General features: G+C 43.5%; 20 protein-coding genes, 3 tRNA genes and 3 rRNA genes. All 26 read right to left on the bottom strand.

The window, feature by feature from the left end; all coding sequences use genetic code 11:
* Positions 1–2: 2 nt before the first annotated feature.
* The 26 genes from MHI16_RS00510 to MHI16_RS00385 all read right to left on the bottom strand — a co-directional run bounded on the left by MHI16_RS00510 (position 3) and on the right by MHI16_RS00385 (position 26,615).
* A tRNA-Val gene (locus tag MHI16_RS00510) sits at positions 3–78 on the bottom strand.
* A gap of 795 nt (positions 79–873) precedes the next feature.
* Positions 874–989 (bottom strand): 5S ribosomal RNA (gene rrf, locus MHI16_RS00505).
* A gap of 61 nt (positions 990–1,050) precedes the next feature.
* Positions 1,051–3,981: ribosomal RNA gene (locus MHI16_RS00500) — 23S ribosomal RNA — on the bottom strand.
* Between the two features lie 182 nt (positions 3,982–4,163).
* A 16S ribosomal RNA gene (locus tag MHI16_RS00495) occupies positions 4,164–5,712 on the bottom strand.
* Together the 16S, 23S and 5S rRNA genes form the textbook arrangement of a ribosomal RNA operon.
* Positions 5,713–6,055: 343 nt before the next feature.
* The gene (lysS, locus tag MHI16_RS00490) at positions 6,056–7,555 is read right to left on the bottom strand and encodes a lysine--tRNA ligase (RefSeq protein ID WP_012008682.1); all 1,500 of its coding nucleotides are present in this window, start codon (positions 7,553–7,555) and stop codon (positions 6,056–6,058) included.
* A 90-nt stretch (positions 7,556–7,645) separates the two neighbouring features.
* Positions 7,646–8,647 carry a tRNA dihydrouridine synthase DusB gene (dusB, locus tag MHI16_RS00485; RefSeq protein ID WP_061406505.1) on the bottom strand — a complete coding sequence of 334 codons (1,002 nt, stop codon included), beginning with the start codon at positions 8,645–8,647 and terminating at the stop codon, positions 7,646–7,648.
* Entirely contained in the window at positions 8,640–8,873 is a 234-nt protein-coding gene (locus MHI16_RS00480; protein WP_034665770.1) for a helix-turn-helix transcriptional regulator, read from the bottom strand. The genes dusB and MHI16_RS00480 overlap by 8 nt, the downstream gene beginning before the upstream one ends.
* A complete protein-coding gene (folK, locus tag MHI16_RS00475; protein ID WP_061406503.1) occupies positions 8,825–9,328 on the bottom strand; it encodes a 2-amino-4-hydroxy-6-hydroxymethyldihydropteridine diphosphokinase in 504 nt (167 codons plus the stop codon). Before folK ends, MHI16_RS00480 begins: the two co-directional genes overlap by 49 nt.
* Positions 9,325–9,687, bottom strand: a complete 363-nt coding sequence (gene folB / locus MHI16_RS00470; protein ID WP_081042369.1) for a dihydroneopterin aldolase — start codon at positions 9,685–9,687, stop codon at positions 9,325–9,327. The genes folK and folB overlap by 4 nt, the downstream gene beginning before the upstream one ends.
* Positions 9,680–10,537, bottom strand: coding sequence for a dihydropteroate synthase (gene folP / locus MHI16_RS00465; RefSeq protein ID WP_058015852.1), 858 nt, complete (start codon positions 10,535–10,537; stop codon positions 9,680–9,682). Before folP ends, folB begins: the two co-directional genes overlap by 8 nt.
* Before the next feature lie 9 nt (positions 10,538–10,546).
* Positions 10,547–11,395, bottom strand: coding sequence for an aminodeoxychorismate lyase (pabC, locus tag MHI16_RS00460; RefSeq protein WP_058015851.1), 849 nt, complete (start codon positions 11,393–11,395; stop codon positions 10,547–10,549).
* Positions 11,392–11,985, bottom strand: coding sequence for an aminodeoxychorismate/anthranilate synthase component II (gene pabA, locus MHI16_RS00455; protein WP_058015850.1), 594 nt, complete (start codon positions 11,983–11,985; stop codon positions 11,392–11,394). The genes pabC and pabA overlap by 4 nt, the downstream gene beginning before the upstream one ends.
* A 13-nt stretch (positions 11,986–11,998) precedes the next feature.
* On the bottom strand, positions 11,999–13,417 hold the full coding sequence (locus MHI16_RS00450) for an anthranilate synthase component I family protein (RefSeq protein ID WP_061406501.1): 1,419 nt from the start codon (positions 13,415–13,417) through the stop codon (positions 11,999–12,001).
* A 124-nt stretch (positions 13,418–13,541) separates the two neighbouring features.
* Positions 13,542–14,465, bottom strand: coding sequence for a cysteine synthase A (gene cysK / locus MHI16_RS00445; protein WP_012008673.1), 924 nt, complete (start codon positions 14,463–14,465; stop codon positions 13,542–13,544).
* A gap of 77 nt (positions 14,466–14,542) precedes the next feature.
* Positions 14,543–15,445, bottom strand: coding sequence for a peptidyl-prolyl cis-trans isomerase (locus MHI16_RS00440; protein ID WP_224925996.1), 903 nt, complete (start codon positions 15,443–15,445; stop codon positions 14,543–14,545).
* Between the two features lie 52 nt (positions 15,446–15,497).
* Positions 15,498–16,373, bottom strand: coding sequence for an Hsp33 family molecular chaperone HslO (gene hslO, locus MHI16_RS00435; protein WP_058015849.1), 876 nt, complete (start codon positions 16,371–16,373; stop codon positions 15,498–15,500).
* Between the two features lie 15 nt (positions 16,374–16,388).
* Positions 16,389–17,165 carry a type III pantothenate kinase gene (locus MHI16_RS00430; protein ID WP_058015848.1) on the bottom strand — a complete coding sequence of 259 codons (777 nt, stop codon included), beginning with the start codon at positions 17,163–17,165 and terminating at the stop codon, positions 16,389–16,391.
* A 162-nt stretch (positions 17,166–17,327) separates the two neighbouring features.
* Complete coding sequence (gene ftsH / locus MHI16_RS00425) at positions 17,328–19,232, bottom strand: ATP-dependent zinc metalloprotease FtsH (protein WP_034620893.1); 1,905 nt, start codon at positions 19,230–19,232, stop codon at positions 17,328–17,330.
* Between the two features lie 95 nt (positions 19,233–19,327).
* Positions 19,328–19,867: a hypoxanthine phosphoribosyltransferase gene (gene hpt / locus MHI16_RS00420; RefSeq protein ID WP_003217950.1), complete on the bottom strand. Its 540-nt coding sequence runs from the start codon at positions 19,865–19,867 to the stop codon at positions 19,328–19,330.
* A 15-nt stretch (positions 19,868–19,882) separates the two neighbouring features.
* Positions 19,883–21,286, bottom strand: coding sequence for a tRNA lysidine(34) synthetase TilS (gene tilS, locus MHI16_RS00415; protein ID WP_081106415.1), 1,404 nt, complete (start codon positions 21,284–21,286; stop codon positions 19,883–19,885).
* Positions 21,287–21,382: 96 nt separating this feature from the next.
* A complete protein-coding gene (locus MHI16_RS00410) occupies positions 21,383–22,384 on the bottom strand; it encodes a serine/threonine protein kinase (RefSeq protein ID WP_081042367.1) in 1,002 nt (333 codons plus the stop codon).
* Positions 22,368–23,102, bottom strand: a complete 735-nt coding sequence (locus MHI16_RS00405; RefSeq protein ID WP_003217969.1) for a VWA domain-containing protein — start codon at positions 23,100–23,102, stop codon at positions 22,368–22,370. The genes MHI16_RS00410 and MHI16_RS00405 overlap by 17 nt, the downstream gene beginning before the upstream one ends.
* A gap of 77 nt (positions 23,103–23,179) precedes the next feature.
* The gene (gene spoIIE, locus MHI16_RS00400; RefSeq protein WP_058015845.1) at positions 23,180–25,663 is read right to left on the bottom strand and encodes a stage II sporulation protein E; all 2,484 of its coding nucleotides are present in this window, start codon (positions 25,661–25,663) and stop codon (positions 23,180–23,182) included.
* A gap of 204 nt (positions 25,664–25,867) precedes the next feature.
* A tRNA-Glu gene (locus MHI16_RS00395) sits at positions 25,868–25,939 on the bottom strand.
* A gap of 26 nt (positions 25,940–25,965) precedes the next feature.
* Positions 25,966–26,039 (bottom strand) — tRNA-Met (locus tag MHI16_RS00390).
* A gap of 177 nt (positions 26,040–26,216) precedes the next feature.
* Positions 26,217–26,615: a S1 domain-containing RNA-binding protein gene (locus MHI16_RS00385; protein ID WP_003217901.1), complete on the bottom strand. Its 399-nt coding sequence runs from the start codon at positions 26,613–26,615 to the stop codon at positions 26,217–26,219.
* Positions 26,616–26,686: the final 71 nt, after the last annotated feature.

The raw sequence follows: 26,686 nt of genomic DNA, 5'->3' as shown, positions 1-26,686 counted from the left end.
TATGGTGGAGGATGACGGGCTCGAACCGCCGACCCTCTGCTTGTAAGGCAGATGCTCTCCCAGCTGAGCTAATCCTCCATATTTTGTTGTCATTTCGAATGTCTCTCGATCCGACAAGTAGTATTATATAACGATAAGATATTGTTTGTAAAGACTTTTTTAAAATAATTTTTGAATTAATTTTAACGCTGTTTTTTTCATCTTTTCGTTAAGGCACCTAAAAAAGTTTACCACTTGTCTCATCATTTTAAAAGTCTTTTTTTCATTTTTTTATGTTTTTTTGTTAAAAAGCGCTCTAATAACGCTTCATTGATGTAAAATGACCCTTTTCATGTTTTTTATATGCTTGTTTTATTCAATATATCTTCTCATACAAATCATCTAGAGAAGGGATTCTTTTATTATTTTATTTTTCTGAGAAATCATTTTCATATAAAAATATCAGTAAATGATGCTGTTCTTTACTATCTTCAATATTAAAGTGTTACTGGAGGTAACAAGTTAGTTGTTGATTCTTTCTTGTTCTTACTTAGAACGGGCGTAAAAATTAACTGAAGGTGCTCTATGCTCTTTGGCAATACTCAGTTATCTATAGTGTATCTCTAACAGTCCTCTTTATCTGTTGGCTGCCAAAGAAAATCTTATTGGCTGCTGTCTATGCTTTTGGTCTTCATCCTAAACGAATTGAACAACCTACCCACACAACAGCTGCGTTGTTCAATGAAAATACCTAAAAGTGAACGGAAGAAAAAATTAGCTGGTCGATGAGGCTTGCTACATCATCACTTCTCACTTTACAAAGCAATTTAATAGAAGTAATTTTTTCAAAAACACAAAAAAGACCAGTTCCAAATGGAACTGATCCTTAGACAAGCTTGGCGGCGTCCTACTCTCACAGGGGGAGACCCCCAACTACCATCGGCGCTGAAGAGCTTAACTTCCGTGTTCGGTATGGGAACGGGTGTGACCTCTTCGCTATCGCCACCAAACCTGATGGAGAGAATGTTCTCTCAAAACTAGATAACAATGTTCAAACTTCACATTAGAATATAGGTTAAGTCCTCGATCTATTAGTATCTGTCAGCTCCACGTGTCACCACGCTTCCACCTCAGACCTATCAACCTGATCATCTTTCAGGGATCTTACTTCCTTGCGGAATGGGAAATCTCATCTTGAGGGGGGCTTCATGCTTAGATGCTTTCAGCACTTATCCCGTCCGCACATAGCTACCCAGCGATGCCCTTGGCAGAACAACTGGTACACCAGCGGTGCGTCCATCCCGGTCCTCTCGTACTAAGGACAGCTCCTCTCAAATTTCCTGCGCCCGCGACGGATAGGGACCGAACTGTCTCACGACGTTCTGAACCCAGCTCGCGTACCGCTTTAATGGGCGAACAGCCCAACCCTTGGGACCGACTACAGCCCCAGGATGCGATGAGCCGACATCGAGGTGCCAAACCTCCCCGTCGATGTGGACTCTTGGGGGAGATAAGCCTGTTATCCCCGGGGTAGCTTTTATCCGTTGAGCGATGGCCCTTCCATGCGGAACCACCGGATCACTAAGCCCGACTTTCGTCCCTGCTCGACTTGTAGGTCTCGCAGTCAAGCTCCCTTGTGCCTTTACACTCTGCGAATGATTTCCAACCATTCTGAGGGAACCTTTGGGCGCCTCCGTTACATTTTAGGAGGCGACCGCCCCAGTCAAACTGCCCACCTGACACTGTCTCCCTGCCCGATAAGGGCAGCGGGTTAGAAGGTCAATACAGCCAGGGTAGTATCCCACCGATGCCTCCACCGAAGCTAGCGCTCCGGTTTCCAAGGCTCCTACCTATCCTGTACAAGCTGTACCAACATTCAATATCAGGCTGCAGTAAAGCTCCACGGGGTCTTTCCGTCCTGTCGCGGGTAACCTGCATCTTCACAGGTACTATAATTTCACCGAGTCTCTCGTTGAGACAGTGCCCAGATCGTTGCGCCTTTCGTGCGGGTCGGAACTTACCCGACAAGGAATTTCGCTACCTTAGGACCGTTATAGTTACGGCCGCCGTTTACTGGGGCTTCAATTCGCACCTTCGCTTACGCTAAGCGCTCCTCTTAACCTTCCAGCACCGGGCAGGCGTCAGCCCCTATACTTCGCCTTACGGCTTCGCAGAGACCTGTGTTTTTGCTAAACAGTCGCCTGGGCCTATTCACTGCGGCTTCTCGGGGCTTTAACACCCTAAGAAGCACCCCTTCTCCCGAAGTTACGGGGTCATTTTGCCGAGTTCCTTAACGAGAGTTCTCTCGATCACCTTAGGATTCTCTCCTCGCCTACCTGTGTCGGTTTGCGGTACGGGCACCTCTCACCTCGCTAGAGGCTTTTCTTGGCAGTGTGGAATCAGGAACTTCGCTACTAAATTTCGCTCGCCATCACAGCTCAGCCTTCACGGGAAACGGATTTGCCTATTTCCCAGCCTAACTGCTTGGACGCGGATATCCAATACCGCGCTTACCCTATCCTCCTGCGTCCCCCCATTGCTCAAATGGTGAGGAGGTGGTACAGGAATATCAACCTGTTGTCCATCGCCTACGCCTTTCGGCCTCGGCTTAGGTCCCGACTAACCCTGAGCGGACGAGCCTTCCTCAGGAAACCTTAGGCATTCGGTGGACGGGATTCTCACCCGTCTTTCGCTACTCATACCGGCATTCTCACTTCTAAGCGCTCCACCAGTCCTTCCGGTCTGACTTCACAGCACTTAGAACGCTCTCCTACCACTGTTCGTAAGAACAGTCCGCAGCTTCGGTGATACGTTTAGCCCCGGTACATTTTCGGCGCAGAGTCACTCGACCAGTGAGCTATTACGCACTCTTTAAATGGTGGCTGCTTCTAAGCCAACATCCTGGTTGTCTAAGCAACTCCACATCCTTTTCCACTTAACGTATACTTTGGGACCTTAGCTGGCGGTCTGGGCTGTTTCCCTTTCGACTACGGATCTTATCACTCGCAGTCTGACTCCCAAGGATAAGTCATCGGCATTCGGAGTTTGACTGAATTCGGTAACCCGGTAGGGGCCCCTAGTCCAATCAGTGCTCTACCTCCGAGACTCTTACCTTGAGGCTAGCCCTAAAGCTATTTCGGAGAGAACCAGCTATCTCCAGGTTCGATTGGCATTTCACCCCTACCCACACCTCATCCCCGCACTTTTCAACGTGCGTGGGTTCGGGCCTCCATTCAGTGTTACCTGAACTTCACCCTGGACATGGGTAGATCACCTGGTTTCGGGTCTACGACCACGTACTCATGCGCCCTATTCAGACTCGCTTTCGCTGCGGCTCCGCATCTTCTGCTTAACCTTGCACGGGATCGTAACTCGCCGGTTCATTCTACAAAAGGCACGCCATCACCCTTTAACGGGCTCTGACTACTTGTAGGCACACGGTTTCAGGATCTATTTCACTCCCCTTCCGGGGTGCTTTTCACCTTTCCCTCACGGTACTGGTTCACTATCGGTCACTAGGGAGTATTTAGCCTTGGGAGATGGTCCTCCCGGATTCCGACGGAATTTCACGTGTTCCGCCGTACTCAGGATCCACTCTGGAGAGAACAACATTTCAGTTACAGGGCTGTTACCTTCTTTGGCGGGCCTTTCCAGACCTCTTCGCTTATATCGTTCCTTTGTAACTCCGTATAGAGTGTCCTACAACCCCAAGAGGCAAGCCTCTTGGTTTGGGCTGTTCCCGTTTCGCTCGCCGCTACTCAGGGAATCGCATTTGCTTTCTCTTCCTCCGGGTACTTAGATGTTTCAGTTCCCCGGGTATGCCTTCTCATACTCTATGTATTCAAGTATGGATACTACTCCATTACGAGCAGTGGGTTTCCCCATTCGGAAATCTCCGGATCAAAGCTTGCTTACAGCTCCCCGAAGCATATCGGTGTTCGTCCCGTCCTTCATCGGCTCCTAGTGCCAAGGCATCCACCGTGCGCCCTTTCTAACTTAACCATTTCTTACTTTAGAAAGAATCACTATGTGTGATGAACTTTGCATTGCATTCAATGTGAATGTATTACTTATTGTTATCTAGTTTTCAAAGAACAATCCTGTCTCGCTAGAGACATGTCTTGAAGGAATGATCCTTCAAAACTAAACAAGACGAAAACGCACGCTGCTCCATATATCCTTAGAAAGGAGGTGATCCAGCCGCACCTTCCGATACGGCTACCTTGTTACGACTTCACCCCAATCATCTGCCCCACCTTCGGCGGCTGGCTCCATAAAGGTTACCTCACCGACTTCGGGTGTTGCAAACTCTCGTGGTGTGACGGGCGGTGTGTACAAGGCCCGGGAACGTATTCACCGCGGCATGCTGATCCGCGATTACTAGCGATTCCAGCTTCACGCAGTCGAGTTGCAGACTGCGATCCGAACTGAGAACAGATTTATGGGATTGGCTAAACCTTGCGGTCTCGCAGCCCTTTGTTCTGTCCATTGTAGCACGTGTGTAGCCCAGGTCATAAGGGGCATGATGATTTGACGTCATCCCCACCTTCCTCCGGTTTGTCACCGGCAGTCACCTTAGAGTGCCCAACTAAATGCTGGCAACTAAGATCAAGGGTTGCGCTCGTTGCGGGACTTAACCCAACATCTCACGACACGAGCTGACGACAACCATGCACCACCTGTCACTCTGTCCCCGAAGGGAAAGCCCTATCTCTAGGGTTGTCAGAGGATGTCAAGACCTGGTAAGGTTCTTCGCGTTGCTTCGAATTAAACCACATGCTCCACCGCTTGTGCGGGCCCCCGTCAATTCCTTTGAGTTTCAGTCTTGCGACCGTACTCCCCAGGCGGAGTGCTTAATGCGTTAGCTGCAGCACTAAGGGGCGGAAACCCCCTAACACTTAGCACTCATCGTTTACGGCGTGGACTACCAGGGTATCTAATCCTGTTCGCTCCCCACGCTTTCGCTCCTCAGCGTCAGTTACAGACCAGAGAGTCGCCTTCGCCACTGGTGTTCCTCCACATCTCTACGCATTTCACCGCTACACGTGGAATTCCACTCTCCTCTTCTGCACTCAAGTTTCCCAGTTTCCAATGACCCTCCCCGGTTGAGCCGGGGGCTTTCACATCAGACTTAAGAAACCGCCTGCGAGCCCTTTACGCCCAATAATTCCGGACAACGCTTGCCACCTACGTATTACCGCGGCTGCTGGCACGTAGTTAGCCGTGGCTTTCTGGTTAGGTACCGTCAAGGTGCGAGCAGTTACTCTCGCACTTGTTCTTCCCTAACAACAGAGCTTTACGATCCGAAAACCTTCATCACTCACGCGGCGTTGCTCCGTCAGACTTTCGTCCATTGCGGAAGATTCCCTACTGCTGCCTCCCGTAGGAGTCTGGGCCGTGTCTCAGTCCCAGTGTGGCCGATCACCCTCTCAGGTCGGCTACGCATCGTCGCCTTGGTGAGCCATTACCCCACCAACTAGCTAATGCGCCGCGGGTCCATCTGTAAGTGACAGCCGAAACCGTCTTTCATCCTTGAACCATGCGGTTCAAGGAACTATCCGGTATTAGCTCCGGTTTCCCGGAGTTATCCCAGTCTTACAGGCAGGTTACCCACGTGTTACTCACCCGTCCGCCGCTAACATCCGGGAGCAAGCTCCCTTCTGTTCGCTCGACTTGCATGTATTAGGCACGCCGCCAGCGTTCGTCCTGAGCCAGGATCAAACTCTCCGAAAAAGTACAAAACCGAAGTTTTGTTTTTCGTCAGCGTTTGACTGACTACCTATGATATTTCATAGGATTTTTTTATAAAAACTCGAATTAACAGGTACGTTTTGTCTTGTTTAGTTTTCAAAGATCATTTTCGTTATCGCTCTTAAGCGACTTTAATATCTTAACATTTTGTATCGGTTAAAGTCAAGAAGTTTTTCAATTTCTTTTTTTAACCTCGCTGCTGTTTTGCGGCAACGAATAATAATATACCACCTTGATTCTTTCCTTGCAATAGTTTTTTTAAAAAAAGTTTCATTTTATGAAAAATAAAAAGCGCCATAGTTATAATGGCGCTTTAATTGATGTATTAGCGGTTTCTCATTTGTGGGAAAAGCAGTACATCTCTGATTGATGGAGAATTTGTTAATAGCATGATTAACCGGTCGATACCGATTCCTAGTCCGCCTGTTGGAGGCATACCATATTCTAATGCTTCAACAAAATCATCATCCATTAGATGCGCTTCATCATTTCCTTCTTCACGTTCTTTTAATTGAGCTTCGAAACGTTCTCTTTGATCGATTGGATCATTTAGCTCTGTGAATGCATTAGCATGTTCACGGCGTACGATAAATAGCTCAAAGCGATCTGTGAAGCGAGGGTCTTCAGGATTTTTCTTAGCTAATGGAGAAATCTCCACTGGGTGTCCGTAAATAAATGTAGGCTGTACCAAAGTTTCCTCAACTTTTTGCTCGAAGAACTCATTGATGATATGACCTACTGTCATGTTTTTCGTAATTTCAATTCCGTGATCAGCTGCATGCTGTTGCGCTTCTTCTACGGACATCTCCTGCCAGAAGTCTACACCAGTTGCTTCTTTGACCGCTTCAACCATATGGAGTCTCTTCCATTCAGGCTTGAGGTCAATTTCATCTTCTCCATATTGAATCGTGGTTGTTCCTAGTACCTCTTCGGCAATATGAGCAATCAGGTTTTCGGTTAGGTTCATGATGTCTTTATAATCTGCGTAAGCTTCGTAAAGCTCGATCATAGTGAATTCTGGGTTATGGCGAGTTGATACACCTTCGTTACGGAATACACGGCCAATCTCGTATACTTTCTCTAGGCCACCGACAATGAGGCGTTTTAAGTGCAGTTCAATCGCAATACGCATATAAAGCGGCATATCCAGTGCATTATGATGAGTAATGAAAGGACGTGCTGATGCACCACCAGGGATGCTGTGCATTGTTGGTGTTTCAACTTCTAGGTATCCTTTAGAATCTAAGTATCTTCTCATAGATTGGATGATCTTGCTTCGCATGATGAACGTCTGCTTACTTTCTGGATTTACAATCAGATCAAGGTAACGCTGACGATAACGTTGTTCAACATCTTTAAGTCCATGATATTTATCAGGAAGCGGGCGAAGTGCTTTTGTGAGAACCTCAAAGCTAGTCGCTTTAATAGAAAGTTCTCCTACATTCGTTTTAAATACTGTTCCTGTTACACCGATAATATCGCCTAGGTCTGAGCTTTTGAATAATTCGTAAGCTTCTTCTCCTACACTATCTTTACGAACGTAGATTTGAATTTGTCCTTCTAAATCTTGTATATGCGCAAAGCCAGCTTTCCCTTTTCCGCGCTTAGTCATCATACGTCCAGCGATTGTCACTTGGGCAGACTTTTCTTCTAAGTCTTCTTTAGAAAACTCATCGTATTCAGCAATAATTTGGGCAGATTGATGAGAACGGTCATATCGTTCACCAAATGGATCAATACCCTCTTCTCTCATTTTATTCATTTTGTCACGTCTGACCTGGAATTGGTCATTTAATTCTTCGTTATTAAGCCCTTCATTACTCATTTATATCACTCCATTAATGTATTTTGCAGAGAAAAGCAGAAAAACTGCCAGTACATGCACTAGCAGTGAGCTACAAAAAGAAAGATAGTCTTATCCTACTTTTATACTTTGAAGCTCTTTTGCCTCGGCTTCGATCGTAAAGTTATCAAGAACTTGTACAAGTTCCGCTCTCGTTTCACTCTGATTGATTTGATTTCTCACGTCCGCATTGCCTCGGACACCTTTTAAGTACCATGCTGCGTGCTTTCTCATTTCTCTGACAGCCACATGCTCGCCTTTTAGATCAATGAGTCTGTCTAAGTGAAGCTTGCACACTGACATCTTCTCACGTACGTTTGGCTCTTCTTTCAGTTCACCCGTTTCTAAATAATGAACCGTTCGATAGATCATCCATGGGTTTCCTAGTGCGGCTCTTCCGATCATGACAGCATCTGCACCCGTTTCATCAAGCATACGTTTTGCATCCTGAGGGGTTTTGACATCTCCATTGCCGATGACTGGAATGGAAACAGATTGTTTGACCTCTTTTATAATATCCCAATTCGCTGTTCCTTCGTACATCTGCACACGTGTCCGTCCGTGAAGCGCAACCGCTTGTCCACCTGCTCGTTCAACAGCACGGGCATTGTCGATAGCGAAGATATGATCTTCGTCCCAGCCCATTCTCATTTTCACTGTAACAGGTTTATCTACAGCATCTACAACAGCAGAGACCATTTCATAAATCTTGTTTGGATCAAGCAGCCATTTCGCTCCTGCATCACATTTCGTAATCTTCGGCACAGGACAGCCCATGTTGATATCAATAATGTCCGCTGTGGTATTCTGGTCTACAAACTTTGCCGCTTCAACGAGAGTGTCTTTTTCTCCTCCAAATATCTGAAGGCTCAAAGGCTTTTCCCGTTCATCAATGTATAGCATACCCATTGTTCTTGCATTGTTGATCAGGATCGCCTTATCACTGACCATTTCAGCGCAGACTAAACCTGCTCCAAACTCTTTCACTGTCAGTCTGAAGGCAGAGTTGCACACACCAGCCATAGGCGCGAGCACCACTTTGTTTTTAATGTCGATATCTCCGATTTTAAACATCATTTCCCCTCCTTCCTTCTTCAAGAATTGGCGAAAGTTCTTCCACCGTTATATTTAAAGCATCTGCTATTTGACCAACCAATTGGTTTGTTGGTAATCGATTGCCACGCTCAATTTCTCCTAAGACAGAGACAGAGATGCCCAGTCTTTTCGCGAACCCTTCCTGAGTATACCCTTTTAGCTTTCGGTATGCACGAATTCTTCTACCCCACATGTCTTTTTCCATATGCTTACACCTTCTTGGTCTGTTACGGCATTTATTTGTACTTCGCCGATTTCTGGGCAAATCTCACTCATCGGAACGAGAACGAATAAACGTTCGTACATTCTAGGATGCGGCACTACAAGCTGTTCTGTTTCAATATTTTCACGATTATAAAGTAAAATGTCAAGGTCAGCCGTTCGCGGTCCCCATCTCACTTCTCTTGTTCTGCCTAACTCTTGCTCGATTTTCTGAGTAAGTGCCAGTAATTCATTTGGACGAAGCGAGGTGGAAATTTTCACAGCCATATTTAAAAAGTCATCTTGGTTTTCGTAACCTACAGGTGTTGTTTCATATATAGATGAGATCGATTCTACTTGAACATCTGGATGTTCGTGCAGTTTTTTCACAGCTTCTTTTAAATAGGTTTCCTTTTTCCCTATGTTCGAACCTAAAGCAATGTATGCGGTATTGTTCATGCGCGCGATCTCGTCATTTCAATGGCAACGGACTGATAGTGTCCTGGAATTGGTGGATCTGGTTTGATTACCTTCACTGTACATTCCTGAACTGTCGGAAAATCCTTTAGCACTTGGCTCGCAATTCTTTCTGTCAGTGTTTCAACGAGGTTGACTGGTTCACCCTCTACTATGCTTTTGCAGATTTGGTAGAGCTCCGCATAATTGATGGTCTGATTGAGGTCATCAGTTTGTCCGGCTTTACTTAAATCAAGTGAAGCTGTTAAATCCACACGGAACCGCTGTCCTAATTTATTTTCTTCTGCAAATACGCCATGGTAGCCGTAAAATTCCATTCCATTTACATATACTTTATCGATGATAAGCGCCTCCCTTATTCAGCATGGCATCCATCATTTTTGCCATTCTTGCGATTTCTTTTACATCATGTACGCGAACCATCGCACTGCCTTTTTGAATCCCAAGACAGACCGTGGCCCCCGTTCCTTCAGTACGTTCTTCCGGTGGCAGGTCTAAGACAGCTCCGATGAATCGTTTTCGAGATGTAGCTAAGAGCAGTGGATACCCAAGGTGACAAAAATGTTCGAGCTCATTCATGACCATCAGGTTGTCCTCTTTATTTTTCGCAAACCCTACACCAGGGTCTAATATGATCATGTCATCACGGACACCGGCTTGTTTCGCAATCTGAACACTTTCTTTCAAATCTGCGATCATATCTGAAATCAAATGTGTGTAATTTCGCTCTGGCCGATTGTGCATTAAAATAATCGGCACATTGTGCTTCGCTGCCACATGCGCCATTTGAGGATCTGCCTTCGCTCCCCATACATCATTAATGATGGAAGCTCCGGCTTTCACTGCTTCATCTGCCACATGGGCTTTATACGTATCAATGGAAATCGGTACATCCAATTCTTTCGTGATCTTTTCAATGACGGGAATGACTCTTGAAAGCTCTTCTTGTTCTGAGACAAATGCCGCTCCTGGGCGAGTCGATTCTCCGCCAATATCAATGATATGTGCCCCGTCCTCTATCAGCTGTGCTGCATGAGCCAGCGCTTTATCCACTTGATTAAACTTTCCTCCATCTGAAAAAGAGTCAGGTGTGACATTTAAAATGCCCATGACCAATGTCTTTTCTTCATAACTAAGGGTGTGGTGCTTGGCTTGTATGACTTTAGGCTGCTTTATCACTTGTTGTGTCATTGTGTCCACCTACTCTTTATAATCTAGACGTTCTTTTGTATATTGTGCTCTCAATTTCGTTGAGAAGATCCGGCTGTTTTGGGGAAAGGAGATTTCCCCTATACTTCTGAAAGGCACAACCCCTTGAACAGAATTGGTCATCCATGCCTCATCAGCTGATAGCAAATGGGAGACTGGGTATCGCCCTACTTTTAGTGAAGCCTCCATCGCTTGGAGTGTTTCGATACAATATCGACGAGTGACCCCATTTAAAATGCCTGTATCAAGTGACGGTGTATAAATCACATCGCCTTTTCGCCAAAATACATTGGAGGTAATGCCTTCTGCCACATCATTTTCTTTTGTTAAAAAGATACCTTCTAACTTCGGGTCATTTCCCACTTCTCTTTTTGCAAGCAGGTTGTTCATATAATGGTGAGACTTGAGGCGCCTCGGACCTTCCGGCGTATTTCTCCTCGTTTGAAGAATGACTCCCTGTTTCTCATCTAAAACAGATTCGGGCCGGAATGGAGAGATCATGACAAACACGACAGACTCTTCATAAGGATCTGCAGAAAATCCATTGCCCCTGCCCGCAGAAACATTGAATCGAATTCTCGCATGGCCACCGGCTATTTCGTTTTTATTTAGTAAGGTATGAATGATGTCGAGTACAAATGGTTTCTCTATTGTGGATTCGATGCAAAGGTCATGCAATGATTGATTGAGCCTTTCAAGGTGCCAATCTAACAGAAAGACTTGTCCTGCCAGGCTGGTAAATGTTTCGAATACACCGATGCCATATAGAAAACCATGATCAAAAGGAGAAAGAGTCGCGTCTTTCTCCTCTATATACTGACCGTTCAGATAAATGATCATGCGTTTACTTCATGCCCCTTTTTACGATAGGTTTCAATGAAATTTTTAAGCATTTCTTTTCCGAAGGACGTCATAATCGATTCAGGATGAAACTGTACACTTTCAATTGGTAGCTCTTTATGGCGAATGGCCATGAGCTCGCCTTCCTTTGTGCTGGCTGTTGCGTCAAAGCACTCCGGCAGCGTTTCATTTTTGACAATTAATGAATGATATCTCGTTGCGACAAGCGGATTTTGGAGTCCAGTGAAGACACCTTTTCCGTCATGTTCAATCTCTGACGTTTTACCATGCATTAAGCGCTCAGCACGAACGACATCCCCTCCAAAGACTTGCGCAATGGATTGATGCCCTAGGCATACACCGAAGATCGGAATACTTCCCGCAAAGTGCTTGATTGCCTCCATACTAATTCCCGCTTCATCAGGACTGCATGGCCCTGGAGAAATCATGAGAAAATCTGGCTTGAGTTCTTCGATTTCTTGAATGGTTACTTGATCATTCCGTTTCACGATCAATTCTTCTCCAAGCTCACCTAAATACTGGACCAGGTTGTACGTAAATGAATCATAATTATCAATCATTACTATCATGCTCTGCTCACCTCTAACTCAAAATAGTCTCTTCTTCGCTCAACTGTAATGCTTTTTTTACTGCATAGGCTTTTTTAATCGATTCTTTATATTCGTGCTTTGGTACAGAATCGATGACGATCCCAGCACCCGACTGCATAAAGGCTTTGCCTTCAGTGCAGTACGCCGTACGAATGACGATGTTAAAGTGCATATCTTGATTAAATCCAAACCAGCCTATAGATCCAGTATAAAGCCCACGCCTTGTTGGCTCAAGCTCTTCTATGATTTCCATTGTTCTTACCTTTGGAGCACCTGTAATTGTGCCGCCTGGGAATACGGCTCTCATGACATCTACTGCATCACAATCATCACGCAGTTCCCCTTGTACGTTGGATACAATGTGCATCACATGTGAATATTTCTCAATCGCCATAAATTCGTTCACTCTTACTGAGCCATAAGTGGACACGCGTCCAAGATCATTTCGCTCAAGATCGACGAGCATCACATGCTCCGCGCGTTCTTTTTCATTTTCAATGAGCTCTTTTGCCAGCGCTTGATCCTCAGCATCGTCCTTGCCTCTTGATCTTGTACCCGCAATCGGTCTTGTTTCTAATTGAGTCCCCTTTTTCTTAATCAGCAGCTCTGGAGATCCACAAACAATTTGGAAATCAGGCGTGTGCAAATAAGACATATAAGGAGATGGATTGACTTGACGTAACGTTTTGTATAAATCATAAGGGTGGGTGTGGAGCTGTTCATCTTGTCTGATGGATAAATTCACTTGGAACACATCACCGCTTGTGATATATTGCTTAATCTTCTCTACTGCTTCTCCAAAGGTCTCTTCAGTAAAAGGTGCTGCTGGTACAAATTCTGCAGAAGATTCATAAACAGGTGATTGTGCTGATTCGATTACAGAGCTTGTCCACTTTTGCTTCAAATCTTCAAGTCTTTGATGAGTGACACTCACAGGTTCCGCTCCCTCTGTGTGAGTAATCAGCCACAACATATTTTCCTTATGATCAAAGACTGCAACATCATTAAACACGAGAAAATAAAGATCAGGTGTTTTCAGGTCATCAATGGACAGCATCTTAAAATGCTCGATATATCTAGCATAATCATAGCTTAAAAATCCAATCGCCCCGCCTTGAAAATCAGGGTATTCCTCATTCGTTTCGGTTTGAAGGGTTTGGAACCAATCCGTAAACGCTCTGAATGGATCGCCTTCTTTAAACAGCACCTCATCTTGATAATGGATGGTTGTCATCCCATCTTTCCCCTTCGCTTTAGCGATTGGGTGAATACCAGCAATGCTGTAGGAACCGCCGCGAGCACTTTCAAGCAGAACATGGTGTGTTTCGCCAGCAGTTAGTTGTTCATATCTTTCCAAGAATGCATCTTTCGTAAAAGGAATTTTGATGCCCATCGGCCTGCGTTGTGTCATGTTATCATCCTTTTTCATTTTCATTAATCTTATTGTAATGCAATCCAATTTATTTAGAAAATAGTATTTGCTTTCCATCTACAGATTTCATAAAAAAACCCCAGCAAATGCTGGGGTAATTGGTTTAATCGAACTGATAAAGAGGTGTGCTGAGGTAACGCTCCCCATTACTTGGGATGATTGCGAGAACCTTTTTCCCTTTACCAAGCTTTTTCGCTGTTTGAAGTGCTGCGTAAATAGCTGCTCCTGAAGAAATACCGCCAAGGATTCCTTCCTCTTTCGCTGCTTTTCTTGCAAGCTCAAATGCATCTTCGTTTTTCACTTGGATAATGCCATCATATACTTCCGTGTTTAAGATGGAAGGAATAAAACCTGCTCCAATCCCTTGGATTTTATGCGGGCCCGGCTTTCCGCCTGATAATACAGGAGAATCTGTCGGCTCTACCGCATAAAGCTGAATCGATGGGATGGCTTCTTTTAGGACTTCGCCAGCACCCGTAATTGTGCCGCCCGTACCAACACCTGCAATAAATGCATCAAGCTCGCCGTCAAACTGTTCAAGAATTTCTTTTCCTGTAGTACGACGGTGAATCTCCGCATTGGCTTCGTTGCTAAATTGCTGAGGCATGAAGTAACCGTGCTCTTCTGCTAATTCTTCTGCCTTTTTGATGGCACCTTTCATTCCTTCTGCACCTGGTGTTAATACAAGCTCTGCACCATAAGCACGTAAAAGGTTACGGCGCTCCTGACTCATTGTGTCTGGCATCACTAGAATGGCGTTAATTCCTTTCGCTGCCGCTACCATTGCTAGACCGATACCTGTGTTTCCGCTTGTTGGTTCGATGAGCGTGTCGCCGGCTTTTAAAGTACCTTTCGCTTCAGCATCTTCGATCATCGCTAACGCAATACGATCTTTCACACTGCTGCCCGGGTTCATATATTCAAGCTTCAAGTAGACATCCGCACTGTCTTCATCTACTAAACGGTTTAATTTAACGACTGGTGTATTTCCTATTAGTTCAAAAACTGAATTTGCAATACGAGCCATCACTAACACCTCTATCTCCGAGTAATTTTATTGTATTAATATTAAATTATCAATTTCGAAAAATTTTGTCAATGCTTTTAGTCCTGCTCGCCATCGTAAAACCATGTGACTTTTGCTTCTTTCCACAGAGTTTTGACATTTGCCTTTTCACCTAGATCTTCCATGGCAATCTGCCTTTTGATCTGATTTTTGACTTCTTCATACGAGAAGGAGCGGCCATCTAATTTTTCTTTCAATTGAATAATGGCATACCCGTTTTTGGTCTCGATCGGTTCTTTTGTCCATTCATCTGGCTGAAGCTTTTGAGCTTCCTGTATGTATAGGGCCGGGATACTTTCTTGTTCTTCCGTCACAAACCCAAGATCTCCGCCATATGGAGACGTGTAGCGGTCAATGGAGCGTTCAGCTGCCACCGCCTCGAAGCTAGATCCGCCTTTCAGATCCTTCAAAACATTTTCAGCTTCACCTTTTGTCTTCACGACGATATGACGAATACGGTATGAATCATCATATTGATATAAGTCCTTGTTTTTTTCATAAAAGGATTTCGCTTCTTTTTCAGAAACGACAGCATCTCTCGTTAAAAGCTGCTCTAATAAAATTTGATAACGAATCTGTTCTGTCCAGTCCTTTTCACTCGTATGTCCATCTTCGTAGAAATTATTAGATACCGCCTTAAGCATCAGCAATTCACGATTGATTTCTTTTGAGGACACCTCAAGCTTGTTTTCTTTCGCAAGCTGATTAACCACTTTCTGATTAATCATTTGCTCAAGTGTTGCCTTTCCATAGCGGTCTTCCATCTTCTTTAACCATTCTTGACGTGTCACCTTCTCTTTTCCAATCGACGCAATTTCTTCACCGCTCTTCCCGTTTGAAGAAGCCTGTGACATTTGCGACTTTGTTAATACATATGCAATGACAACGGCATTGATCATAAGCAACACGAGAATAAATGTCCATACCACTCTTGCTTTCAGTCTCATCTTTCGTCTCCTTTCCATTCTAAAAAGAAAACCCGCTGCTTAGAGCTTAGCGGGTTATTTCTTCACGTAGCTCCTCTAGCTCTTCTTTTGTAAATACATACGTTTCGTTACAAAAATGGCATTGAGCTTCTGCTTGTCCTTCTTGTTCAATCATATCGTCAATTTCGGCTTTCCCTAGGCTGATAATGCCATTAGCAAAACGTTCTTTTGAGCAGTTACAAGAAAATTCGACAGGTACAGTTTCTAAAATTTGAGGTTTTTCTCCGAGTACTTCTTCTAAAATTTCTTCTGGTGTCATCCCTTTTTCAATGAGTTTAGAAATGGGTTCAATGGTTGAGAGCCGCTTTTCTAATCTTTCAATGACAGCATCTTCTGTTCCAGGCAGCAATTGAATGATGAAACCGCCAGCTGCGAGAATCGAGTTATCTGGATTGACGAGAACCCCCACACCTACAGAGGAAGGCACTTGCTCAGAAGAGACAAGATAATAAGTGAAGTCATCTCCAATTTCACCTGAGACGATCTCCGTTTGTCCTGTAAAGTGATCTTTCAGTCCGATATCTTTCACAACACTTAACGTTCCAGATGTCCCGACTGCACGTCTAACATCCAGCTTGCCATGTTCATTTAAGTCAAAGTGGACTTGTGGGTTTGAGACATATCCGCGCACTTGGCCCTTTGCGTTTCCATCAGCAATGATGGCACCGATTGGTCCACCGCCTTCAATTTTGACCGTTAGCTTATTTTCGCCTTTCAGCATAGCACCCATCATGACTGTAGCAGTCATAGTTCTGCCAATCGCTGCTGATGCTGTTGGCCATGTATGGTGTCTTCTTTGTGCTTCATTGATTGTATCTGTTGTGTTTGCAGCATATGCTCGGACTTTTCCGTCATATGCTAACGCTTTAACTAAGTAATCCATTCGATTTTAAACCTCCTATAGTACACCGACACGATTACGTTCATAAATGAGTTGAAGTCCTTTTAATGTTAAGAACGGATCGACAACATCAATGCAATCTGATTCATTTCCAATCAATGTCGACAAACCGCCTGTTGCAATGACTTTCGGTGTTTGTTTCGCTTGCTGCTTCATCCGTTTCACTATTCCCTCGACTTGCCCAACATATCCATAAAGGATGCCGGATTGCATCGCACTGATGGTGTTTTTTCCAACAATGTGTTCTGGACGGACAATTTCAATTCTCGGCAGTTTTGCTGCTCTTGTATATAAAGCCTCTGTTGAGATGGTAATACCAGGTGCAATCGCCCCACCCATGTATTGTTTTTGTTCATTGATATAACAGTAGGTTGTCGCTGTACCGAAATCTACGACAATGAGAGGTGCCCCATAAAGGTGAATCGCCGCTACTGCATTCACAATTCGATCAGCCCCGACTTCCTTTGGATTGTCACACATAATGTTTAATCCAGTCTTCATTCCAGGCCCTACAATTTGGGGAGTTATGTGAAAGTACTTCTCGCACATTCTTTCTAATGCAAACATCATTGGCGGGACAACAGACGAGATGATAATTCCTTCTATTTGGTCAAACATTAGCCCGACATAATCAAATAAAGACCTGATGGCCATACCAAATTCATCTTCTGTTTTATGACGGCTTGTTTCAATTCGCCAATGGTAGTTTAGTTCGCCATTATGATAAACACCTAAAACGGTATTTGTGTTCCCTACATCTATCACGAGTAACAACTTCATCACCACTTTGAATAGTTTCTCAAAAAGAGCATTTTTCGACTTTCTATCATACCATACACGAATTGAGTTCTATTTGTAAACAATTCGAAACCGATCCATTCAGGAATTGAAATAAAAAAAGCTGCCGGTGATCCCGGCAGCTTTCACAGAGGGAGATTAGATCTCCTCATCTTCTTCTTTTTTCTTGATGTTCACTTTCACATCATCATTCTTCTCTTCGTCATCTGCGTATACACGCTCTGGAAGCTTTCCAGTTTCGTAAAGAGATTTAATTTGTTCAGCATCTAATGTTTCAACTTCTAGAAGGGCTTGTGCGATAATTTCTAGCTTATCTTTGTTCTCAGTGAGAATTTGTTTCGCACGTTCATAGCTGTCCTTGATGAAACGCTGAATTTCTTGGTCAATCTCGTAAGCAATGGCTTCACTATAATTCGGCTCGTTGTTAAAATCACGGCCTAGGAACACTTGACCACCTTGTGCTTGACCGAACTGAAGCGGACCAAGCTTATCAGACATACCGAACTCAGTAACCATTTTTCTTGCAATGCCTGTTGCACGCTGGAAGTCGTTGTGAGCGCCTGTGCTTACTTCACCAAACGTAATTTCCTCTGCAACACGACCGCCGAGCAAGCCGACAATTTTATCAAGAAGCTCTGGCTTCGTTTGGAAATAACGGTCTTCTCTTGGAAGCATGACCGCATATCCGCCTGCCTGACCACGAGGAACGATCGTTACTTTATGCACCATGTCCGCTTCGTCTAGGATAAGACCAATGACGGTATGACCTGCTTCATGGTAAGCCACGATATTACGTTCTTTCTTCGAAATGACGCGGCTTTTCTTCGCCGGCCCAGCGATGACACGATCAGTCGCTTCGTCGATATCACGCATATCAATTTTCTTTTTGTTATGACGGGCAGCAACAAGTGCTGCTTCGTTTAGTAAGTTCTCAAGATCTGCTCCAGAGAACCCAGGTGTTCTGCTTGCAATGGCTTTCAAGTTCACTGTATCATCAAGCGGTTTGTTTTTCGCATGAACCTTCAGTACTTCTTCACGGCCAATGACATCTGGGCGGTCAACCGTAATTTGACGGTCAAAGCGTCCCGGACGCAGCAATGCAGGATCTAGGATATCTGCACGGTTCGTCGCAGCGATGATAATAATACCTTCGTTCGCACTAAAACCATCCATTTCAACAAGAAGCTGGTTAAGCGTTTGTTCACGCTCGTCATGACCACCGCCAAGACCGGCTCCACGCTGACGACCCACTGCATCAATCTCATCAATAAAGATCAAGCATGGTGCATTCTTTTTCGCATTTTCGAATAAATCACGTACACGTGATGCACCGACACCGACGAACATCTCGACGAAGTCAGAACCACTGATGCTGAAGAAAGGAACGCCTGCTTCTCCTGCAGATGCTCTCGCAAGTAATGTTTTACCTGTACCTGGAGGTCCTACTAGTAAAACCCCTTTAGGAATTCTTGCGCCAAGCTCCGCAAATTTACGTGGATCCTTCAGGAATTCAACCACTTCTACAAGCTCTTGCTTTTCTTCATCTGCACCGGCAACATCTTTAAATTTCACACGTTTCTTCTCTTCTGTGTAAAGCTTCGCCTTACTTTTACCAAAGTTCATAACACGGCTTCCACCGCCCTGAGCTTGGTTCAATAAGAAGAAGAACAGGATAAAGATGATGATGAACGGAATGATGGTTGTCAAAACTTGCAGCCATCCATTTGTTTCAGGTGCGGGTTCTACTTTTACATCTGTATTCTTCAGTGCACTGTAAATCTGGTCAACACCTTGACCATCTGGAACATGGGTAATGAAGTATTCATCTTTCTTCGCGCCATCTAATTGACCACGAATTTCATAAACCCCTCTTACAGGCTGAATGGAGATACTCTCCACTTTTCCCGCACTTAGATTTTGCGAAAATTTGCTGTAAGACATGTTCTCAGGCTTTTGATTAGGGGATCCTAACCAACTGACTACCCCTATCACAAGTAATAAAATAAGTATATAAAAAATCGTATTACGAAAAACCCGATTCATTCCTTACCTCCTCCCACAGTAAGCACAACTATGTTCAATAGTATCATAGAAAATCATTCCAATACAACCAATAACCTCATGTATACGTATGCTGATTAGCCTTCGTAAACAGATGGTTTTAACACTCCAATATACGGGAGGTTTCGGTAACGTTCAGCGAAATCCAATCCATAGCCGACAACAAATGCATCTGGCACTTCAAATCCAACATAATCTGCTTTGATGTCTGCTTTACGACCGCTTGGTTTATCAAGCAATGTCACAATTTTTATGGAGTTTGCTTTACGGTATCGGAAAAGCTCTACCAGATAGCTCAAAGTTAACCCACTGTCGATGATATCTTCCATAATTAAAATATCTCTTCCTTCAACAGAAGTATCTAGATCTTTAATGATCTTTACTTCTCCTGAAGATACGGTAGATTTTCCGTAGCTAGATACATCCATAAAATCAAGTTCTAAATATGTATCAATGTGTTTGATCAGGTCTGCCATAAATGGAAGAGCCCCTTTCAATACACCAATAGCCAGGGGAAATTTACCATCATAATCGCTGGTTAATGTTGCACCCAGTTCCTTCACTTTTTGCTGGATCTCTTCTTCTGAGATCAAAACCTTTTCAATATCTTGTTTCATGCTTTTGCTTGCCCCCTACAAATTTTCATGCTGTCTATATTGTAATACAATGAGATCGCTGTTTGTCATATCAATTTCTTCAAAAACGGATTTTTTCAGACCTGGGATCCAGATGATTTGATGATCCGAGTCAGTGACGATCGGCCAGCTGTCTCTTTCTGCAAGAGGCACTTTTTTATCAATAAATATATCCTTCACCTTTTTTGATCCATTCATCCCTTTAAGTTTAATTCGATCACCATTTTTTCGTGAGCGAATGATCAAAGGGAAACGAACATGATCTTTTTGAAGCAAGAAAAAATGGTTTCCGTTCCGTGCATCCTCCGGAACATGATTTGATACCACAATAGACTGCCCATTTGGAAGGAAAAGCTTCTCTCCAAGTTCGCCCTTTAAGTGAAGAGCATAAGACTGGTCTAGTACAAGCGATCGTTCAAAGGTAAACATACAGTAATCATAAGACTTGACAGCTTGTAAACCTTTTGGCAAATCTAATGATCCAGACGGTTGTTCGGTATGAGATAACCAGTCCAAAGTCCCTAGAATATGCTGGTTTGAAAACGCTGATTGAGTGTTTTCATAAAGATAGTTTAATATTAGTTGAATGCCTCTTCTTTGTAAAGGCAAAGGCAGGTCAAGCAAAGGCTTCGTTTTGATCTTAATTTGCTTAGGCGATTGATTCGTTATCACTTGGTTCATTTGTTCCTTTGTTAATGCCTGCAAGTATTGCTCATCTTCAGTCAGCATATCACTTACAAACTGAAAGCTTTCATGTACATGAGGTGCCTCTTCTTTTAACACGGGAAGAATGTGTCTTCTTACCCGGTTTCTCAAGTAGTCATCTGTGTGATTGCTTTGATCAATGACATAGGGGATATGTTCTTTTTCACAAGCGGTCAGCACGTCATCCTTGGAATATCCAATGAGCGGCCGAATCAGCCATCCACCTTGATAAGGACGTTTTGCTTGGATACCTGCGAGCCCTATTCCAACTGTCCCTCTCACAAGCCTCATCATCATTGTTTCTACTTGGTCGTCCCCATGATGTGCAAGCGCTATAAATTGAGCGTTGTATTGCTCCATCAATTGACGAAAGAAAGCATATCTGCACTCTCTTGCAGCTGCCTGTTTGTTTAAGTGGTTTTCTTTTGCATATTGGGCAACTTGTATGCGGGCCGATTCAAAAGGAATTTCTTGCTCCTTGCAGTGTGCCTCAACAAATGCCAAATCAGCAAAAGATTCTTCTCCTCTGAACATGTGATCTACATGGGCTGCAATCAGCTGAAAGGAATCTTTGCGACGTTTGTTTAGTTCGTGCAGTAAAAGCATGGAATCTGGTCCGCCAGAAACCCCGACAATGACTGTCGTATTTTCAAGGTAAACATCATGTTTTTTCAAAAATGATTCAATTCTATTCACAACTTCCTCCTCACAAAGAGCAGGTAATTTAAAGATATACATATCCTATCACTTTCAGTAGCTCCAAGCAAAGATGAAGCCTGCTTTTTTACAGGTCTATAGCAGGAACAAAACTACATATGCACAGTAAAGAGCAAGTACACTGCACACGATAAGAATAGTTTCAAAAAGCCCACCCGATTTTTTGCGTACTTGTGTTCTTTTTGCTGCTGCAACTCTCGATCGTGAAGTCACATGTTGATTTTGTTGAACAGCGGGCTTTTGCCCGTTTTTTTTCTGTTGCTTCTTTTCTTTTCTTGAAGCGATCAGCTGTCCTTCTTTCAGCATCGCACTCTTCATAGCCGCCGCTGATTGATATTTACCTTGTAGAGCAGCCTTTAACACCCTCTCATATTGCTTTAATAAAGGATGTCCTTCAATGGCTCTGTAAAGCTGCTTTTCTGGTTCTGCCCCTTTTTTGAATTCTTTCTTATACGCACAATTCACCATTACCATGCTTAAGGCAAATAGATCATAGGATGGCTCTGCCTTTCTTGTGCCGAATCCCCAATAGCCTCGATCAAAAAACTCTGTATATTCCTTGATTGCCCTGCCCGCTTTTGTCGTTCCCCCTACATCAATGCACCGAATCGCGGCCGGGGGACCTGACACGATGAGATTATCTGGCTTCAAGTCACCAAATATCCACCCTTCTTGATGTAAATGAGCCAAATTAGATAAAAGCTGAACCATTAAAACGACGATCCACTCATCACCTTTTTGTTTGACAAATTCCAGCAGTAATGGGCCTCTGACATACTCCATCACATAAAAGGAACGCTTTTGAAGCATGCCGGGATAAATCGCATCATCCATATCATAAAAAGAAGGCCCCATGGTTTTCACAGGAGCCTTAGAAAAGGATTTTAATACATTGACTTCAGATGCAATGAGCATACTGTCATCACTCACTTTAAGGGCTACTTGACCATTTGGCGATTCGGCTAGATAGACAATACCGTTCGCCCCTTTTCCTAGCTCTTTTACAATGCGGTAATGATGGTGATGCCATTTCCCTTGAATCACCGTGCCTAACGGAATGTTAGAAGCCGAATTCATCATGCTCTTCCTTTGCTTCAAGCAGCCCTTTACGCGAACGAACTGATTTGAAATGCTGGAGCGCTTCTCGAAGCGCTGGTCCAGTTGGAGTGATTCCTCCTGTGGTCAGTTTCGGGAAAATAGATGATAGTGAATCGAATCGAGGCGTCCAATTCAACACAATTTCAGCATCTGAGTTTTTCCCGGGAAATATACACATCCCAAACTGATTTTCACCAATTCTTGAATTTAAACTAATGGAAAGATCAATGAGTGCTTCTTTAACGGTCGGCAGCTTCGGTTTCATACTTGCACTTGTATCAACAAGCACAAGTACTTGAAGGTGAACTGTCTCTCCTAACTCATCGACTACTTCCATCACTTCCCCGCGCTTATCAGGCGGAAGCTCTTCTATTTCAGTATCTTTGCCAAGTATTTGCTGCAATTCTTTATTCACAACACCTTGTAAGGTTTGTGTCATCGCTTTTTTTGTGACCATTTGTACCGTTTGAGATAACTGCTGGACGTAGACAACTTGATGAATGCCTCCGCCTGCTAGAGCAATCCCCTCAACTTCTTTCATTGCTTCATGATCGTGTCTGTTTTCCTCCATAATGCCAATGACATTGACTGTAATCCCTTGTTCCTTTGCCAATGAGGCAATCGCAAGTGGATCTTCCCCGTGATTTGAGCAGCCATCTGTAATCAATAAGATTTGGTTTACGTGACCTTTTCGCATCTTCATTCCTCCTGGGATCGTAACTGAATGCTTTATATCCCCATCATCGCCAGAAGAATTTCATATTATACGATATTTCAAGAAATCTCTTGTTTCTCAAGATAGAATGTACCCGTCGGAATGGATGCCCATTTTGGAGTATTGTGATCAAGCCTGATGACAACAACCGTCATATCGTCGTCAATTTGACCCGATCTTGTTCGAATGACCTCTTCCATTAATAAATCAGCAATCTCTTGCGGATCTTCTGTTTTAAAGCTTTTCATTTTGCGCTTCACCCAGAGATCATGATTTTCAATATGCTTTGGTCCTTCGAAAATGCCATCACTCATCATAATCAGCAGATCTCCTGCCTTCATCTGTTCACTCACAACCTCCACTTCAAATTCATCAATAATTCCAATCGGTAAGTTGCTTGCTTGTACCTTCATCACCTGATCACCCCGTTTAATAAAGCTGGGTGTTGAACCAATCTTGAGGAACTTACAGCTCGCATCCTGTAAATCAATAATGGATAAATCTAATGTTGAATAGATTTCATCAGTCGTTCGTAAAGATAAAATACTATTAATGGTTTTGATCGCTACTTTTTCATTGATACCTGATGCCAATATTTTTTCTAACAGCTTAATCGTTTCATTGCTTTCAAAATGAGCCCTTGCTCCATTGCCCATTCCATCACTAATAGCTGCGGCATATTTGCCCGCACCCAGCTCCATCATACTGTAGCTGTCTCCAGACACTAATCCTCCGCCTTTTGCTGCATGCGCTACGCCTGTAGCCACTCGATATGATTTTGCAGAACCAAATACAACGTGGCAATAGCCTGTTGGGTGCTCTGCACACTGCTCTGCTTTGACTAAAATCTGTTCTTCTAAAATATCTGAGAGCATAGGGGCGATGATTTTTTCACATTCACCATGCCCTTGGCAATATGGGATTCTCATTTCAATATCGACATTCCCCTGCTCTAAGCTATAAATTTCTACTTGCTGAATTTCAATTCCAAAGTGTTGAAGTGCTTCTATCATCTGCTCTTCTTGAATAAAATGCTGTTCTCTTTCCCGTTTTATTTCCCGGGAAAAATCCTCCATCACTTGTGAAACGCCCATCAGTTGTTCAGCTACCAGTCGTCTGCTGTCTTGGACCTTTTTCTTCAGGGTCTGATTGGCTTTATAGTAAGCGATCTCCTCTTCAATCAATTCCTCGACATGTTTTGATTTTGAGCAGTGCTGGCTAAATTTCTTCTTCAATTTCCGGTTTTGCTCGTAGGTTTTTTCATCAGATTCATGCATAACTTGTTTCATCAGTTCATAGGTTGTATCAAAGTTCTGCACCCAGCATTTATTTTTCTTATAGCACGTTTGACAGGATCGTTCTGTGATCGTACTTAAAAAAAGATCTACATCCTCTTCCTGTTTCTTTTCTTCAGGAATGGATTCGTAAAATGTCGCAAAACTCTCAGACAGCGCATGAAATACATTAGAAAATTGGTCTACCTTTTTTGCTGTCACATCTCGTACTTTCCGGGCGTATTGCTGCTGTTCCTGTACATGCTCTACCGTACCAGGAATATATTTCGCTACCTTAGAGGTCACTGATTGTGGCGTGAGCAAGAAGAGCGCAACCGCAATCAATGATTCATATAGCGTGGTTATGAGTCCTGCTGATCCTTCTCCGTACAAGGAAATAAGTAAGGAACCCACAATTAAGCCAATGGCTGCTCCTGCTTTCTTCCCCTCTTTCAGCAATCCCCCTAATAAACCTGAAAAGGCAAGAAGACTCATCTGATAAAGGTTTCCGATATTAGCGAGACCAAGAATTAATCCAGTGACGACACCCACTGTACAACCAATACTCGCTCCTCCAATAAAAGCAAAGCTCAGCACTACATATCGTGACAAAATATGTTCTGCCTGCATTCCTTGAAATGTGATCCCGGCCAGACCTGTTAAAACTGAGGCAATCAAAATCATAAAACAAATAATTTCTTCAACCTTTAAGGAGTGTTTGATTTTTCTGACTGTAAAAATCGGCAGGCTTTGAAGGAAAATCAGTGTCAAAATGAAAGCAAGTCCTGCTTCGACACCCGCCATGACGTAATCGTAGCTTTGCACAGCACCTTGCTCTAGGTAAACAAATGCTCCTCTGGTGATCAGCATTGACAGCACAATGACAACCGGCAATGTTTTCACTGGGTCTTTGATGATGAAAGAAACCACCTTGGACATCAGAAGGAATACGATCAGCGACGCAAACACAAACAATGCATTTTGAGGTGATATCGTCATAGCTCCAGCAAGTAAAGCGAGACAAGCGAGCATGGACTTATCTCTTTTGATAAGCAGCATGGAGCCAAAGAAAGGCAGAGCAAACGGCATAATTTCAGATAATATAAAGGCTCGTCCTAATAAAAAACCAAGAACGACATAAATAAACCCTTTATAGAAAAAAAGAGAATGCGTATGATGAAGAAACAGGTTTTTCATCTTTTTTAACCCTGTACTGATTCTTTCAAACCCCGCTCCTGTTAAATCAGTTCTTCTTTCTAGTTTTTCCATCTTTTCATCCCCCACCTGATATTCGTTGCTTGTCATTATAGCGAAGGTGAAAAAGAAATTTTGTCAAAAGAAGTTGTCGTTTCCATAAAACGTTCGACGCTTTATTCGTCAAAGAGGCATACTTTCATGAAAGTCGATGTCTTTCATCAGAATTTTACGAAGACACAAAAAAACAGCTTTCCTAAGGAAGGCTGTTTTCGAAGATGACCCGTACGGGATTCGAACCCGTGTTACCGCCGTGAAAGGGCGGTGTCTTAACCGCTTGACCAACGGGCCTTGCTTTTATGTTCTAATCAAAAGGATAGCGGCGGAGGGGATCGAACCCCCGACCTCACGGGTATGAACCGTACGCTCTAGCCAGCTGAGCTACACCGCCATAATGAAAATGCGCTAAGAAGCACAAGATCTATAATACAAAGGAATCGCTTGTCCGTCAATAGGAAGTTTTAAATTAAATGACGAAATCTCAAAAAATGTCGTATGGATCAAGATAAAAAGCACCTGCGGTCAGCAGGTGCTTTGTTGTGAAAGATATATAGAAAGCAGCAACAAGTTAACCTCTTCTTGCTCCGCGTCCCCCACGTTTTGATTCCGTGTTACGTTTTAAAGATGTTAAGCGGTCTTCACTATCTTTTAAGAATTTGTTCATTTTTTGCTCAAACGATTCCTTCGGACGGAAATCATTTCTGCTCGGTCTTGATTGTTGTTGTTGAGGACGATCTTTTGCTTTTTTAATGGACAAGCCGATTTTACCGTCTTTTTCAACGTTAATCACTTTCACTTCAACTTGTTCACCGACTTTTAAATGCTCATTAATATCTTTTACATAGTTATCGGCTACCTCACTGATATGAACGAGACCAGTTGAACCGCCTGGCAACTCCACAAAAGCTCCAAAATTTGTAATGCCCGTAACTTTCCCTTGTAACTTGCTGCCAACTTCAATCGACATAAAAAAAGTGCTCCTCCTTAGACTTATAAAAAAATCTCATTTGTTCAATTATACATAAACTGAATTTTAAG

The organism is Bacillus sp. FSL K6-0923 (assembly GCF_038630825.1).
Lineage (GTDB): Bacteria > Bacillota > Bacilli > Bacillales > Bacillaceae > Bacillus > Bacillus pumilus.
Note: the sequence above shows the minus strand (reverse complement) of the source record. Positions and strands in the feature narration are given on the sequence as shown.